Genomic DNA, 16,096 nt, shown 5'->3' with positions numbered 1-16,096 from the left:
CAGTTATTTACTTGATATAAATCAAGATTTCCTAACCAAGAAGATTAGGAAAACATAGATATTCAGCTAATTGGTGTTTGTTTATACTATTTCAAATTTTTGTAGTCGTTATACTCATGACTTAGGTTCTACCTGGGAATTAGGAAGTGGCTTTGCCACTTCTTTTTATTTATATCGTAGCCCAGTAAAAAATAAATTAAAAGTTAAAAGTAATTTAGTAAAACTTTTAACTTTTATTGAGTTATGACAGCAATTTGCAACTAAATGCAGTAAAACTCATCTTTGCCCAAAGCCAGACATAAAGCTTTTTTCACTCCTGACTCTTAAATTCACCAATTTTAATATCAGTCATTACTCATGCTATCTCGCCATCTTTCACGCTTGAGCTTGCTTTCGGTATCGCGCGATCGCGTTTCTTCCCAAGTCACCCACATTCGAGACTGTTGTTTTTCAACATAATTAATAAACTGCATAATTGACTGATCTGCCTTGATAGGAGTTTTCAAATCAAACTGAATAGTTTGAACAACTTTGATATCACCCATGAGAAAGTATTGACCTGCAATCTTAGTCAGCCACAACACAACGCGATTGAATAACCAACCAAAAATTCCCTGACGTTTTTTAACCATCAACAAAATTTGACCTTCAGCTTTTCCTCCTTCATGAAGGCGCGTAGCAAACATCATGTGGACATGAAGGCAATCGGGGCCAACTGTCACAATGCCAATGCTACCGTACCAATAGCAAACGCTGTAAGTAATGGTCTTTTTATAGAAAAGACGGATTAGCTTGATGAAAAATGAATTTTCTTTGACGGGTGCAGTGTTGGTAAAGATAATTGCATTTTCGTTGAGTTGCTGTCTTTCAAAGAAAACTTCTACAGGCAATTTGTGAACTGTGTTCAAGTGCTGAGCATCAATTGCATTAATCATCACCACATTAGGGTGACAATTCATTAAGAAGTGGGAATGGATAGCAATATCACATTCTTTTTGTTCTAATTCTGGCACAAAAGGTAGAGGCTGTTGGGGAATTTCTCCAGTCCAAACCCAAATCATCCCGTACTTTTCAGCAGTCGGCCAAGATTGTAACTTCAAAGAAAGCGGTGTATCTAAACATGGGATATCAATACACATCCCTTCACTATCAAACTTCCAGTGATGGAAAAAACAGCGTAGTGCATTCCCCTCAACTTTGCCTTCAGCAAGGTGAGCGCCCATGTGCGGACAGTAGGCATCAAAAGTCACTACTCTTGTGTCTTTACCACGATAAATAACTAGTTCTCTGCCCAAAATCGTGACAGGTTTTACTTCACCTACCCGCAGATTTCGAGAGGGTATTACCCAATACCATCCTTCAATAAAACACTCTACATTATTAAAAGTTTTAGGTTTACGGGTTGAGTTAAAAGCCTGGGAGTTGAGATTCATTTTTATAGTTTCACTTCCAGTGAAGCGGTTAATCTAGAAGTAGCATGGAAACTATAAACAAACAGTTACTTTCAGTACTAGCCCAATGATTCACTCAATAAATTAATATAAAAACTTGAACGTTATCTGGAAAAATGTTAAAACTATAGCAATTAAATATAAGCTTATGTAAGCTACTATAGGCTGACAATAAATCTTTGAAAAATTATTACTCAGAAAAATTTCTAATCTGCTAATAATTATAGATACCGATTTGAAAAGTTGGCTATAAAACTTATAATTTTAATGATAATCTAGAGTACAGTAGTATTCGCTACAAACTGCTAAAATATTCCTAAATTTAATGTTTAATTATCTAATAATTAGATTAATTTTGAAAAACGTAAGATAGAATCTTTGTGATTACTTCGTTACCCTTCTCTTCTCTACGAGAGGCTGCGCCAACGAGATGCTACGTGTAACTTGCTTAAGAGTAGGGGTACGGGAAGCCGCTTCTCTACGAGACCAAGGCAAACGCGTCTACACTCTGTTCCGCTCAAAATGATATTTCACATTTAATTAGATTGAGCAATTTAATAGCCACAAAAAATAAAAATATAGCCTATAAACTGACAATAAAAAACTGTTTTTAATTGGTCAGGTTATAAATTACTGTTAAGAGCCAGTTGCTACTCTGGGGAAACGCTAACAGCGAACAACTTATCAGTCCCTAACAGCACTCCCAATGACTAATGATAAAAAACAGGGTTGCAGGTTTAAAAAACAATCGTGCTTTTTAGTACACTCTACCCAGAAGCCAGCTCTTTTCAAGCCCTCACTGAATTTTCAATTTACTGGTCTTTGATTGCTATGGGTTCAAGCCCCCACCAATTATCTCCTACACCCTACACCCCACACTCTCTTTTGACCAATGACCACTAAAAATGTGAAATCCCACAACCAACAGGCGTGGGACTGGCTCAAATAAGTTTTTTGGCAATTTTACATTTGATCCAATTGCTTGCGTAGGGAATCCAACTCGGCATCAACCACTTCGTTAGACTTAGGAGCAGCCGTTTGTTGTTGGGGTGGGAGTTGGGGTTGACTTTGGGGAGTGGCGGGTGGTAACATTTGCGCTTTCAAAGCAGCCAATTCATCATCAACATCGCTACTACCTTCTAAGCGGGCAAATTGGCTTTCTAAATCGGCACCTGCCAACTCTTCTGCTGACTGGGCACGGGCTTCTTGCATCAAGACTTTTTCTTCCATCCGCTCGAAGGCAGCCATTGCACTGCTGGTATTCATCCCACGCACCATACCTTGAAGTTGTTCTTGGGCTTTGGCAGTGGTAATCCGAGCTTTGAGCATTTCTTTCTTAGTCTTAGCCTCAGAAATTTTGCTTTCTAACTGGATTAAGTTGCGCTTGAGCGTTTCAACTTGGGTGCTTTGTTGATCTAAGCTGGTTTTGAGCGCTCCGCTGGTGTCAGTATAAGTTTTCTTACGCTCTAAGGCTTGTCGTGCTAGGTTTTCATCACCTTTTTGTAGCGCCAGTTGAGCATTGCGTTGCCACTTATTGATTTCATTTTGAGCATCAGTATACTGTTTATCAGTGCGTTTTTGAGCGGCGATCGCCTGGGCTACTCCCTGACGTAGTTGAACCAAGTCTTCCTGCATTTCCAGGATCGCTTGCTCTAGCATTTTTTCGGGGTCTTCGGCTTTGTTAACTAAGTCATTGAGGTTAGCGCTAACAACTCGTTTAATGCGATCGAATAATCCCATAACTTTGTTTTTCCTTCTTTTGGTTTACGCTCTTTGTTGGACAGTTAGCTTTTTTACTTTTTAATAGCTACCTATTTCAATGTAATCTTTCCAGTTTGAATCAGTACCTTCCAACAACTATTAATTGTTAAGATATCTCGAAGCTGCGGCAATTTACCCAACTTCAAGAGTCCTGTGTTTTGGGTAGCTGCTGTTGGGGAGGCTGCCCTATATTCTGGTTGTCTTCCATGAGGCGATTGTTGGGCTGTGTATTTTCTGCCTCATTTAAAACCTGCACCTTCATCGCTGCCAATTCGGCATCCACATTATTAGTAGATTCTAAGGAAGCAAATTGTGTTTCCAGCCGATCGCTACTAAGTTGACCAATTGCCTCGGATTTAGCTTCTATCTGCAAAACTTTTTCTTCCATCCGCTCAAAAGCATTCAAACTGCTGGTTGTAGAAACTCCATCGAGCATTTCTTGCAGGCGATAAGAGGCTTCAGCAGAACGAGCGCGAGCAATATACATATCTTTTTTAGTTTTCGCTTCGGCAATTTTTAACTCTAGCGATCGCATATCCTTTTTCAGCCTAGCTACGATCTCATTTTGCTGTTCTATCTGGTTAAATAGGGCTGTACTGGTTTCTTTATAAGCTTGGCGCTTAGTTAAAGCTTCCCGTGCTAAAGGTTCATTGCCTTGTCGCAATGCTAGCTGAGCGCGGCGATACCATTCTTCGGCTTGGGACTCGGCAGCAGCAGCTTGTCGTTCGGTGCGTTTTTGGGTAGCGATCGCTTGTGCTACACCCTGCCTTAACCGCACTAGATTTTCTTGCATCTCCATCACAGTTTGCTCCAGAATCTTTTCTGGATCTTCTGTACTGCTTACTAAACTATTGAGGTTAGCGCGAATCACCCGCAGGATACGCTTGATTAACTCCATCTCTGCTCTCCATTCATGAAACTGAGTCACCGTTCGCATGATTGCGTCTCCCTTTAGGAGAAGTTCAGATGTCTGACGACTTGCCGATGCAGCGTCTACGGCGCAAGCCGCCCAGTCGTGACTTCTCGCGCTCGTGCTGCGTGTTGAGTACCCTAGTAGCCTCTTTAAATATAAAAAGTCACAATAAGGTCGTAAACAAGCAAGATTTTATCTTTACTACTCATCAAATCCTCACTCAACACTCTTAACTCAGCACTGGCTCAACACCCCCAAGAAAGCTAACAGTACTTATAACTCAGCACTGTGATCTCATGGTATCGTAGATTTTTGCGACTCATGGCTGTTGAACTCGTGCTTTAATTCCTCTTGTCTGTAGTAATTGCATCTGTTTTTGTACTTGCTCTTTAGTCTTAAAAGCACCCAGAAAAATCAATTGTTTGTTATCTGATAAATATGCATCGGGAACTACTTGCTTTGCTGAAGCTAAAGCAGCGCCTTGATTGTCTATCACTATGTGATATAGCCCATCTGTAGATGGTTTGATTTGTGCATTTGGCTGAGGTGAGGTTTTTGGCTTTTGAGTCGGGGACAAATTCACATCAGGTAAGGGCTTTGCCGTCGGTACAGGCGCTAGAGCTACGGGATTTGTTGGTGTTAGGGGTGTGATGGGGTCAGGCAATGTAGCTGGAGGATTTGCCGGGTTTTGGGGAATAACTGGATTCGTTACTACTGGAGGTGTTGGTTGGACTTTGGGTTTTAAGCCAACTAAATCGTTGGGGTTTCTCACCTCAGGAAACTCTTCATTAGCCAGATTGGGATATTTGGGTATAGATGTACTTGGTGGCTGGATCTGAGATTGGACATTAGTTGCAACTTCCTGAGTATTTTCTGGTGCAGCAGGCGAGTTACTATTAAACAAGTTGCTTAAATTCCACTGTGCCAAGCTTTTAGGATTAAAAACTACATAACCCAAGGTAAGACTTGCCAGTAATAGCAGCAACATCGAGCCAATACCCAAAGGTGATAGCAAACTGTCACTATAATTACTTGGTTTTTTAGTTTGTGGTTGTTCTTCTGTCAGACTTCGCAGCAGTGCTTCACTAGATTCCAAATAGTCATCTGGCTGCTTAATGGTATCATCCGGCTGCACGAGATTTTCGCCTTTAGTATCTTTGACGACTGCTGGCACGATGCTGCTACTAAAGTTAGGGGGCGGTGGTGGAAGTTGAGTTTGTTTTTTAGCAGCATCCAAATCAGACAAAACGTTACTAGTATTACTTAAATCCTCAATGTTTACCGTTACTGATTCCGAGTTACCCTCAGAATTCACCGCTACAGACACCGGTCGTTCGTCAATTTTGACCACGGTTACTGCTGGAGTTACGTGAGGATTCACTGATACAGACACAGGGGGAGGTGGTGGTACATTAGTTTTAATTTCTGCTCCTGATGGTACAGTTGTACCCGATGCTGTAGAAACGGCAGTGAACTGCTGAGGTTGAGTGTTAATGTAACTGCCAACACGTAGCTGGTTAGGGGACACCGAACCAGTTCGCGTGCGTCGGTATCGAGCTAACTCTTGATCTAATGGCACCTCTAAACTTGCCAGTGCTGCTGCTAGTGCTGGTTTCAACCCAGGTATTTTAGACGATTGAGTACCGGAATCATTCAGGGGGTTTTGAGTCATTACCTCTACACCTCAAACGTAGATTGCTGGAATTAACTTTAAACATATTTGTGCCAATATTAGCGAAAATTACTTAGAAAGTGGGGAGTGCAATTGTTGACTATTGACTGTTGAGTTAGGAATTATTTTCTTGCTCATATCTCCCATCTCCCCTTATCCCCAGAGGGGGCCCCACCTTCCTCATCTCCTCATCTCCCTCATCTCCCCACCTTTTAATAATGTCGTTGAAATCAGTTAATGATATTTTGGACGTTCTAGAAAAGCAGGCTAAATGGCAGGAGCAACCATTTCAACGCTTGCTCAAGTGTTGGACAGAGGTTGTTGGCTCTGTGGTTGCGGCACAGACTCGACCATTGTCGATTCAGCGTGATGTTTTGTGGGTAGCAACTTCGAGTGCAGCTTGGGCGCAAAACCTGACTTTTGGTCGCTCGTCTCTGCTTTTAAAGTTGAATAAAAAGCTGCCAACACCTTTAGTTGATATTCGCTTCTCAACTGCTAGTTGGCAGCATCCATCTGTGGAGCCAAAACAGCAACAAACAATTTCGGCTGATGAGCATCCCAGTTATGTTAGTGATCGCATTAGCCGCCCTGATACTACACCCAGTATCCAAAATGCGAATGCCGCTTTTGGGCATTGGGCTAAGATTGTGCAAGCGCGATCGAATGGTCTACCTCTTTGTCCTCAATGTCAATGCCCCACCCCACCCGGTGAACTCCAGCGTTGGAGTGTCTGCTCTATATGTGCTGCTAAGCAATTTTGAAGTTAGTCCATCTTCACCGATCAAAAAATATCCCAAATTTTCTTGTGGATGGGTGTCCTCACCCGTCCTATATTCAGGGCAGGCTTTCCTGCCCACCCCACAAGAGGGATAATTTCTTCTCTGGAAATCCCTCACACTCCGCATCGAAGTGTCAAAAGAATTGTATTTTTGGCTTTTGCGCCATTTTGTAGACCCGAAGTGGCTGACCGCAGGGTATAGTCTGTTTATTTTTGCGCCCGCTGCACTAGAGAAATTAAATTTATCTCTACCATCACAAACACAGCAACTAAATTTGTTTATGGAAAACGAACAAATATCCTTAAGTAACTTAGTGCAACCGCATACAATAATTTTGATGAATAAAAAGTAGATATTTTAGCAGTAAAATATCCGGGGTGCGATATCAATGCACACTATTTATCTTAAAATCTCTGCTTTCGGCTATCCTTAAGGAGGAAGTTAAAAGCCTAGATAAATTAAAAACTTTATTTTTACTCTTGATCCCTAATAATTTTTAGCTAAAAGCTATGGGTGGGCAATCCAGGAAAGATTTAAAAATATAACAACAATATAAAAATATTCTAAAATTTATTTTTTCATTGGGATCGCTGAAACCTAGAGTAAATAATGATTTTTTGCCTCTTATCTCTCTTTATATATAGAAGCAAAATATAAGAATGAAACTTAGCCTGAAACGGCACTAAAGATGAACCCAAATGAAACCCATTAAATTTTTAGCATCTGCCTGTAGATATTGCCGTCATTACCAGCCAGAGGGTCGTCGTGGCGGAACGTGTCAGCAATTGGGAGCGCCAGTTCAAGCAAGCTGGAAGGCTTGCTCTTTAGCACTTCCACCTTTTGCACCTTCTTGGGAAACTTTGGAAGATGCTTGGGGTTTGGCAGATGTAAAACCAGTTTTAGCTTCTTCTCAGTCTCTAGCTTCAGATTTAGATAATGCTACTCTTGTTCTTGTACAGGAAACAACTGTTTCTACTTCCTAAGAGGCTAAGACTAAAACTGTACTTATTTAGTCACTCATTATCACTCAACTGAGTTCCTAGTCTGCTTAAAATAATATTTGTTTTTAAGATTTTTAGTGCTGTAAATTTTGACATCTACAAAAATCGCACCCTTTGGGAAGGTGCGATTTTTGCAATTTAAGGTAGCCAAGGAAAAGAGCGAAAATCTGGTGGACGTTTTTCGAGAAACGCTTTTTTGCCTTCTGACCCTTCTTCTGTCATGTAATACAGTAAGGTGGCATTGCCAGCGAGTTCTTGYAAACCMGCTTGWCCRTCACARTCAGCGTTRAATGCWGCTTTSAGACAGCGAATWGCGATCGGRCTTTTTTCTAAAATTTCTTGCGCCCACTGCATACCTTCAGCTTCTACTTGTTCGACTGGGACGATGCAATTAATTAAGCCCATTTCTAGGGCTTGTTGTGCATTATATTGACGGCAGAGAAACCAAATTTCCCGGGCTTTTTTTTGTCCCACGATGCGGGCAAGATAGCTGGCACCAAAACCACCATCAAAACTGCCGACTTTCGGCCCAGTCTGTCCGAAAATGGCGTTATCAGCGGCGATGGTAAGGTCGCAAATCAAGTGTAGGACATGTCCACCACCGATCGCATATCCAGCTACCAAAGCAATCACTACTTTCGGCATGGAACGAATCAAGCGTTGTAAATCCAGCACATTTAACCGGGGTATGCCAGTATCATCCACATAACCAGCATGTCCGCGCACACTTTGGTCGCCACCAGCACAGAAGGCATATTTCCCATCAGTGTGTGGGCCATAACCAGTAAATAGGACAACACCAATAGTAGTATCTTCACGAGCATCACAGAAAGCATCGTAAAGTTCAAAGACAGTTTTCGGACGGAAAGCATTGCGTTTGTGGGGGCGGTTGATGGTAATTTTCGCAATACCATCAGTTTTTTGATACAGGATATCTTCGTAAGATTTGGCAGTTTGCCAGTTAATTTGCATTGGTCTAGAGTGCGCTATTGCTTCGAGAATTTTATCGCGGACATGGGGAGTTGCGATACCTGCGGTGGGCTACGCCTACGCTAAGATTAATGTCTCAAGCTTTACAATCAGGGCTGGTAATTGATTAGCAACGACAATGCGGCGTGACTCCATCTTCTACAAATTGTTTAAACAATTTCTAGGCTTGCTGTTTGAGTTGGTAGATCAACCACCGCCAGAAGCAGCAAAGTACCAGTTTGAATCGGTTGAGGTTAAAGAAACAGCCTTCCGAATTGATGGAGTGTTTTTACCCCAGCCAATGCAGTTTCAAAAGTTGTTTTCTTTGCTGAAGTCTAGTTTCAGAAGGACGAAGATTTATATCACCGCTTCTTTAGCGAATTGTTTTTGTTTCTTTATCGCCACTCTATTCGCTACGATGACTGGTTTGGAGTRCTAATTTTTCCTTCTCGCAGTCTGGAACCATCGAATGTAATGATTCACCGCGCTTTGTTGGAGAGTGGACAAGTCAGGCGGGTTTATCTTGATGAGTTGGGAGATTTACGACAACAACCTTTGGGGTTGGGTTTGATGTTGCTGACGAATATTATTTCTGAAACGGAAGCAGTGGAAGAGGCGCGGTTTTTGCTCGAACAAGCACGGCAACAATCAGAGCAAGCAATAATAGATTTAGTGACGACGATTATCGTCTACAAGTTTTCTACCCTGAGTCGAGAGGAGATTCAAGCGATGTTGGGACTGAATAGGGAAGAACCACGGGCTATTCGGGAAGCGAAGGAAGAAGGAGAAAGAAAGGTCATTTTACGACAATTAAATCGGCGCGTGGGTAATATACCTGATGCGGTTCTGTCCCAGATTCAAGGGTTATCGGTGGAACAGTTGGAAGCTTTAGGTGATGCTTTATTGGATTTTTCTACTCTTGCTGATTTGGAAAGGTGGTTACAAGGTCAACCAAGAGGATAAATCTCACACAGAGGCGCACAGAAGAAAGGCGATCTCGCTCCAGTAAAACAATTATGGTTACAAGGTGAAGTAAGGGGATAAGTTTTATGCAGACAAAAAAGGCGATAGCGTCAACTTAAGAGGATCTATAGCAAAGCTGACATAAAAGTGTTGAGACATACTTCTCGCAGACCTCGTGGAAAGCGTAGAGGCACAAATAATAACGCAAGAATGTAGCTTAATTCAACACACGAAAGTATCGAATTTTATTTAATAGTCGAACTTTGAATTTAAATCTGAAATAGACTTAATTGTAAAATAGACATATTTAACTCTACCGTTGGAATTGTACTTTCTTCTAATAACTTTCCTTTATGTTTACCTTCATTTGCCTTTATTGGTATTGTGAATGTCTCTTTATTGTTTTTTTCTAGTATCCCCGTAAATAATAACCACCCTAGCATTCTGCTAACATAATCTCCTGCTGACTTCGTAGCAATTGAATCAGGATATATCTCAAATAGTAGTGGTAGATAATTTTTAATGGGCTTACTTTTATACTTGTCTTCAGGATATACTTGCTTAATTAAACTCTTCAAATATTCTCTACTAAAAACATCATTTGGTTTGAGTTGCTTATAAATTTTTTGTACTACAATGTGTTGATTGAGAGATTTAGCCAAATAATTGGCTATAACTATATTCTCTGAATTTTTTAAATTTTGTAGTATACTGACTTTGCCATTTTGAACTATCACCATTTTAAAAACTTGCAAATCTAAGAGTATATTAGTAATTTTACTCTCTGAATAGTTATATTTTTCTACCAATTCTTTATAATGTAAATTTTGATAACCTTCTTTTTTTAAAATTTCAAAAAAATCCATTACTGTAGTTATTGAGTTTCTAATTCTATATTCCATAATACCTACAGCCTCCAAAGGATGAAACGAAGGTGTATCTAAATTCAGTAAGTTTTGACTTTCTAAAAAATTAACTTGTAATGGTAAATGTAGACATCTATCCAACTGTAAGCGTGTTGGGAAATTGTCTAATAGCCAGATAGGAAAGTTTGTGCCATTAAAATTTTGAGGGTTGCGTGTGAGGACTGCACTGACACTCATAGATGTTGCACAAGCAATCTCTAAAGCAGATTCAAAGTCTATCAGATTGAGTGAGTTTGCTTGCTGACTTAATTCATAGCTTATAGGACAGACTATGATATCTTTTTCTATGGCAGATGTATATTTTCTAGCTGTCTCTGGAGAATATATATTCTCTGTTAAGGAAATAATTTTATCAAACCCCGATTGTGTGATAAAAAACTGACATTGTTTATTCTCAATAATATTCCCTAACTTCTCTACTTCTTCTAGTTGTAGTAGTAAGTAATCTATTAGCAAATCGGCATCAAGTATCACCTTGATCATTAGTGCGCCCTCGACTCTGAAGATTGGTCACAATTTTGTTGGTTTAGTGGGACTAATTTAGGAGGATTTAAGCGGGCACGTATTTCTGCCAAAGAATCTGTTTGTATCGGTTTGGTATCTGGGATATATTCAATAAGCTCCTCTGGTGTGCAAGCAAAAATTTTGCACAGTTTAACTACTCTATCAATCCATTCGACACTACTCCTGCCTGTTTCCCAATTGGCGACCGTATTCTCAGTAATCTCTAAGAGTTCAGCTAGCTGGCGCTGGGTTAAGTTCTCCTTTTCACGGAGTATAGCCAGTCGTGAGACTACTTTCATATGTTCCATAGACTTACTTATTGTGCTTACAACTCCTATCTTAGCATTTTTGCCTAAAAAATTTTAGGCAATACTTGTTAGACTTTCAATTTTAGGCTAAATTGTTTTTATACCTAAAATATTACCCCTAAATAATTTTAGGGGTAATGTCTTACTCAAGTATTAGCAAAATTAGGAGTAATACTATGTCTAGCTACGACAAGATGCAATGGTCAACCTATCAAGAACATCACTATCAGGCTCGATTGAGCTACCTTTTGTCTTGTGTGGCAATTGCTGCTTCGATCAGCATGAGTTTATTAGCTGGTTTTCTCATACTATCAGGCAAAGCTACTCAAGCTAATGTTACAGCAGTAAGTGGACTGTTCTCTACTGGACTATATATTCCTCTATCCAGAGATGCAAATAGAAAGATAGAGCGCTTGACAAAACTTACGAAAGATTATAAGTCACTTCGCTAAATTTACGCAAATTATCCTGTCGCCATTTAGCATCAGCTTTACGATTTGTCTGCAACTCCAAAACCTGAATACCTGTAGTTGGTAGTGGGTTCAATTTTTGCTGCAACTCTTCCCAAGAACTAATCAATTCATGCTGCACATTATAAGTAGCACACAACTGAGCGAAATCAATATCCTGAGGAGTGCCGAAAAACTCTTCAAATGGTGGTTCAAATTTGGCGATGGGTAACATTTCAAAAATCCCTCCACCATTGTTATTGATTAATACAATTGTCAGATGTCCGACAAATTTATTGCGGATTAAAAAACCATTGGTGTCATGCAACAAAGCTAAATCTCCTGTTAACATCACACTACTTTGCTGGCGATGGGCAATTCCTAAAGCTGTGGATAATGTGCCGTCAATACCATTTGCACCCCTGTTAAAATGCGATCGCACTTTTAAATTATTCGGTTTCCAAAAAAATTCCACATCCCGCACAGGCATACTATTAGCAATAAACAGCGGTGTTCCCGGCGGTAGCGTCTGAGAAATTAACCAAGCTGCTTTACTCTCAAATAATTCCTCCATATTCCCCATAGTTTGATCAACAGCTATCCTGACTTGCGCTTCCGTTGTACACCACTGGTGGAGATAGTCAGGGGGAGATGAGGTAGATAAAGAAGTATTTTCTTCCTCATCTCCCTCATCTTCCCAAAAAAGCTGTTCTACCCTCATCCGCAAATGTGTCGTCCTCCCGTGCAAAGGGTCGAGGTTTTGGTTACTAGGGTCAATTACCCAGCGTTGGGGTTGGGTTGCATCTATCCAGGTACGTAATTCTTTACTTGTAGGCATTTCTCCTATTTGAATCAGCATTTTGGGTGCTAGCTGTTTGGCTAGTTGCTGATTTCGCAAAATCAGGTCATAGGTGGAAATTAAATAGGGGTTAAGGTCAGCATAATTTCTCAGTGGGGAGAGTCCCTCTGCTAAAACAGGCCATTTGAGAGTTTGGGAAAGTTCGGCGATCGCCTGACAATACTCTCTTGGTTGCTGTGGTTGGGCTACACCTGCAATAATAATGCCGCGATCGCATTCCTTCCATTGTTGGGGAATAGGGAATGGGGTATGGGGCATGGAGAATGGAGTGGCGCTTGTTATTTCTGCAAAAAAGTCTTCTGGGTGAAACTGTGATTGCAAATAGCTCAAGTCAGTTCCATCAGGAAGAGGCGCTAAGGGATCGCGAAAGGGAATATTCAAGTGTACTGGCCCCTTTGTAGGAGTTTGCGCTCTTTCCCAGCTATGAATTACTATTTGCCGCAGGTAAGCTAACATTCCCATCTCAGCAGAGGGTAAGGCTAGCTCGGCTTGCCAATTTGGGTAGTTACCATATAATCTCAACTGGTCTATGGTTTGCCCAGAGTGACAATCTCGCAATTCTGGTGGTCTATCGCTGGTTAAAATCAACAGTGGTACGCGGCTATATGCAGCTTCTATTACTGCTGGAAAAAAGTTCGCTCCTGCTGTACCAGAGGTGCAAACAACTACCACAGGGCGTCCGGTTGCTTTGGCTTGTCCTAAGGCAAAAAAGGCAGCTGAGCGTTCGTCAAGCACGGAAATTGCTTCAATCTCAGGTACTTGTTGAGCAAAGGCCACTGCTAAGGGTGTAGAACGCGAACCAGGACAAATGATGGCACAAGTCAATCCCAGCTGCTTTAACGTCTCTGTTAAGATATAAGCCCAAAGTTGATTAATATTTTTAAAGGCGATCAGCATCAAATCAAACATAGCTATAAAACAATCTTAAATTTTAGATTTTATTTAGGGAAATTCAATTTAAAATCCGTCTGGGAAAGTTGGACAAGCAAAAGTCTAAGGCTCGGTTTTTGACCTTCGGAGGTTCAAAAGCAGCTTTTCTTAAGGGTAGGTTGCAAGTTCCTCCTCGCATTTGTAAGGATGGAAACCGACACTGCCAGGCAAGTTTGTTGGCAATAAAATTTCCAGACAGACTAGCTTGACGCCAGTTGATTCAACTTGGGGAAAGTCCATAACGCAGTGACTAGACTTTCTACAACATGCACACAATTTGTTCTCAAACTTTTATGGATTGCATTTATTTAACAGGAATTCGCTGCTATGGTTACACTGGGTATCTGCCAGAAGAACAGGTGCTAGGACAATGGTTTGAGGTGGATGTGAGGTTATGGTTGGATATCTCCACAGCTGCTAAAACTGACGCGATCGAAGACACTTTAGATTATCGCAGCGTTATTAGTTTGATACAACATTTGGTCAAAACTTCTAAGTTCGCTTTGATAGAGAAGCTAGTAACAACGATCGCAGATTCTATCCTCCAACAATATGATCGCATAACACAAGTTCAAGTCAGTCTCAGCAAACCTAGCGCACCAATTCCTGACTTTGGGGGCAAAATTACCATTGAACTGACTAAAAGTAAGTCCAATCTCTAAACCACAAAATGTGTTTTTGCGTTCGAGATTTATAAACTAGCAAAAATAGGGGTATAGCTGGAGCGGCTAAATATCTAATCAAGAAATTTTTCCTCCCATTTATTCCCCGAAATCCCATTCATTCTCAAAAACCTAAAATAAAATTGAGCCTAGTGGCAAGCCAGTGCAATTTTAAATTCCTTTTGAATTCCAATCTTGGATAATTTGTACCCTGATTCTTATTCCTAACTGCTTAAAAGTTAATATTCCCTAACTGTACTTCAAAAGGATAAAATCAGAGATTAGTATGTTATGAATTTATGAAATTTTATTCTTGATTAATTTTTTTATAAATACTATACTATTAATCTCCCATTTTTATTAACATAATTATTTTATATTTGTGAAGAGCAATTTTTAATTGTTGCTAATTTAGATTCAAAATTATTGCGGCTTGATATTAGCTGTATTATATAATCAAATTAGCTTTATGAAACACAGAAAATATGGCAGGTAAATAACATGTTGTCTGCTATTGAGCTAGGTATTGAGAGATTGTTTATGATATGATTATCGAATTTTAGATCTAGTTGATAGTGACAACAAAATCTCAACCTTAGCAAACAGGCTATTGTAACATGCTCGCCCGCAAAATCCTAGTTGTTGAGGATGAAAAAAACCTAGCCTCGAATATCAGAAAAAGCTTACAAAAATTAGGCTATTCTGTTTCAGATATAACTGAGTCTGGTGAAGAGGCTATAAAAAAGGTAGCAGAAACTCATCCAAATTTAGTATTAATTGATATCTGCCTAGCTGTGGAAATTAATGGTATACAACTTGCGGATATTATCCAGAATAATTTTCATGTGCCTGTAGTCTATCTCATAGACCGTTATGAATATAAAATATTACAAAAAAATCAGTTAAGTGAGCCTTTTACGTACATATTTAAACCACTTATTGAGAGTGATTTACATTTTGTAATTGAAATGGCTCTGCATAAACATCAAAGTGAAAAGAGATTACAGGAAGAAAAGCAGAGGCTGACAGCAATTATTAACAGTATGGGTCGTGGCGTAATTGTGACATATGCAAATGGTTGTATTCAAATGATGAATCCAATAGCAGAAATTCTTACTGGGTGGAAACAAAGCGAAGCCTTCGGTAAAAATTTAGTAGACGTTGTCAGCTTAGTTGACAAAGATGTAGGAGAAGCAATTGAAATAGTCACACATGTAATCGAAGCAGGTGAAGTTTTAAATCTACCGGAAAATTGTACGCTAATTAACAAAGATGGAAAAGAAATACCGATTGGGGATAATGTTGCACCCATCCGCGATCGCAATGGTAATATTACTGGTGCAGTTTTAGTTTTTCAAGACATCACCCAACGTAAGCAGACAGAAGCAGAACTGCTCCGTAATGCCTTTTATGATGGACTAACAGAATTACCGAATCGTGTTTTATTTCTAGACCGACTCCGACAAGCTATTGAACGCGGTAAACGTAAAAGCGACTATTATTTTGGAGTTTTGTTTTTAGATTTAGATAACTTCAAAGAGATTAACGATCACTTTGGGCATAGAGTAGGGGATGATTTTTTAATCGCGATCGCTAGACGTTTAGAATCATGCTTACGCAGTGGCGATACTGTAGCACGGTTTGGTGGTGATGAGTTTACCGTTCTTTTAGAGGATATTAAAGATGTTAATGACGCTACTAATGTTGCCAAACGTATTCAAGACTCCTTAAGGTTACCCCTTAGCCTTAATGGAAATCAATTATGTACTACAGCCAGCATTGGTATTGCTTGGAATTGTAGTAATTATGAAGAACCTGCAACTCTGCTACATGATGCTGATACTGCTATGTATCGAGCTAAGCGACAAGGAAAAGCTTCTTACGCAGTATTTTAGTAATTTACAAAAATTCTTTTAGGATCAATACGCTTGGTGTTAGTGCCAAAAATC

General features: G+C 40.0%; 14 protein-coding genes and 1 pseudogene. 7 read left to right on the top strand and 8 right to left on the bottom strand.

Going from position 1 to position 16,096, the window contains the following annotated elements:
• Window positions 1-344: 344 nt before the first annotated feature.
• The 4 genes from FCR06_RS01635 to FCR06_RS01620 all read right to left on the bottom strand — a co-directional run bounded on the left by FCR06_RS01635 (window position 345) and on the right by FCR06_RS01620 (window position 5,797).
• Window positions 345-1,433 carry an aromatic ring-hydroxylating oxygenase subunit alpha gene (locus tag FCR06_RS01635; protein ID WP_138497108.1) on the bottom strand — a complete coding sequence of 363 codons (1,089 nt, stop codon included), beginning with the start codon at window positions 1,431-1,433 and terminating at the stop codon, window positions 345-347.
• Between the two features lie 981 nt (window positions 1,434-2,414).
• Entirely contained in the window at window positions 2,415-3,191 is a 777-nt protein-coding gene (locus tag FCR06_RS01630) for a PspA/IM30 family protein (RefSeq protein WP_138497107.1), read from the bottom strand.
• Window positions 3,192-3,354: 163 nt separating this feature from the next.
• A complete protein-coding gene (locus tag FCR06_RS01625) occupies window positions 3,355-4,110 on the bottom strand; it encodes a PspA/IM30 family protein (RefSeq protein WP_138497171.1) in 756 nt (251 codons plus the stop codon).
• A gap of 334 nt (window positions 4,111-4,444) precedes the next feature.
• Window positions 4,445-5,797 (bottom strand): hypothetical protein, encoded by a 1,353-nt coding sequence (locus FCR06_RS01620; RefSeq protein ID WP_138497106.1) that lies wholly within the window; start codon window positions 5,795-5,797, stop codon window positions 4,445-4,447.
• 218 nt (window positions 5,798-6,015) lie between these two features.
• On the opposite strand from FCR06_RS01620, the gene FCR06_RS01615 reads away from it, so the two are divergent.
• Window positions 6,016-6,558, top strand: coding sequence for a DUF721 domain-containing protein (locus tag FCR06_RS01615; RefSeq protein ID WP_138497105.1), 543 nt, complete (start codon window positions 6,016-6,018; stop codon window positions 6,556-6,558).
• A 716-nt stretch (window positions 6,559-7,274) separates the two neighbouring features.
• Complete coding sequence (locus FCR06_RS01610) at window positions 7,275-7,559, top strand: hypothetical protein (RefSeq protein WP_138497104.1); 285 nt, start codon at window positions 7,275-7,277, stop codon at window positions 7,557-7,559.
• Between the two features lie 156 nt (window positions 7,560-7,715).
• Here FCR06_RS01610 and menB read toward each other — a convergent pair whose 3' ends face one another.
• Window positions 7,716-8,549 carry a 1,4-dihydroxy-2-naphthoyl-CoA synthase gene (gene menB / locus FCR06_RS01605; protein WP_138497103.1) on the bottom strand — a complete coding sequence of 278 codons (834 nt, stop codon included), beginning with the start codon at window positions 8,547-8,549 and terminating at the stop codon, window positions 7,716-7,718.
• A gap of 136 nt (window positions 8,550-8,685) precedes the next feature.
• Between menB and FCR06_RS01600 the strand changes: the two are divergent.
• Window positions 8,686-9,221, top strand: a pseudogene (locus tag FCR06_RS01600) (Rpn family recombination-promoting nuclease/putative transposase); the annotation flags it as partial.
• Window positions 9,222-9,275: 54 nt separating this feature from the next.
• Entirely contained in the window at window positions 9,276-9,509 is a 234-nt protein-coding gene (locus tag FCR06_RS34720) for a DUF4351 domain-containing protein (protein WP_411267975.1), read from the top strand.
• A gap of 269 nt (window positions 9,510-9,778) precedes the next feature.
• On the opposite strand, the gene FCR06_RS01595 is transcribed toward FCR06_RS34720, so the two are convergent.
• Both FCR06_RS01595 and FCR06_RS01590 read right to left on the bottom strand, forming a co-directional pair.
• Window positions 9,779-10,918: a PIN domain-containing protein gene (locus FCR06_RS01595; protein WP_138497102.1), complete on the bottom strand. Its 1,140-nt coding sequence runs from the start codon at window positions 10,916-10,918 to the stop codon at window positions 9,779-9,781.
• On the bottom strand, window positions 10,918-11,247 hold the full coding sequence (locus tag FCR06_RS01590) for a helix-turn-helix transcriptional regulator (RefSeq protein WP_223280004.1): 330 nt from the start codon (window positions 11,245-11,247) through the stop codon (window positions 10,918-10,920). Before FCR06_RS01590 ends, FCR06_RS01595 begins: the two co-directional genes overlap by 1 nt.
• A 176-nt stretch (window positions 11,248-11,423) precedes the next feature.
• Between FCR06_RS01590 and FCR06_RS01585 the strand changes: the two genes are divergently transcribed.
• Window positions 11,424-11,699 (top strand): TRADD-N-associated membrane domain-containing protein, encoded by a 276-nt coding sequence (locus tag FCR06_RS01585; RefSeq protein ID WP_138497100.1) that lies wholly within the window; start codon window positions 11,424-11,426, stop codon window positions 11,697-11,699.
• Here FCR06_RS01585 and menD read toward each other — a convergent pair.
• Window positions 11,671-13,464: a 2-succinyl-5-enolpyruvyl-6-hydroxy-3-cyclohexene-1-carboxylic-acid synthase gene (menD, locus tag FCR06_RS01580; RefSeq protein WP_138497099.1), complete on the bottom strand. Its 1,794-nt coding sequence runs from the start codon at window positions 13,462-13,464 to the stop codon at window positions 11,671-11,673. The genes FCR06_RS01585 and menD overlap by 29 nt on opposite strands.
• 314 nt (window positions 13,465-13,778) lie before the next feature.
• Between menD and folB the strand changes: the two genes are divergently transcribed.
• Window positions 13,779-14,147, top strand: a complete 369-nt coding sequence (gene folB, locus FCR06_RS01575; protein ID WP_138497098.1) for a dihydroneopterin aldolase — start codon at window positions 13,779-13,781, stop codon at window positions 14,145-14,147.
• Between the two features lie 617 nt (window positions 14,148-14,764).
• Complete coding sequence (locus tag FCR06_RS01570; RefSeq protein ID WP_138497097.1) at window positions 14,765-16,042, top strand: diguanylate cyclase domain-containing protein; 1,278 nt, start codon at window positions 14,765-14,767, stop codon at window positions 16,040-16,042.
• The last annotated feature ends 54 nt before the right edge of the window (window positions 16,043-16,096 follow it).

It is taken from the genome of Nostoc sp. PA-18-2419 (assembly GCF_005869855.1).
In the GTDB taxonomy this organism is placed as follows: Bacteria; Cyanobacteriota; Cyanobacteriia; order Cyanobacteriales; family Nostocaceae; genus Nostoc.
Note: the sequence above shows the minus strand (reverse complement) of the source record. Positions and strands in the feature narration are given on the sequence as shown.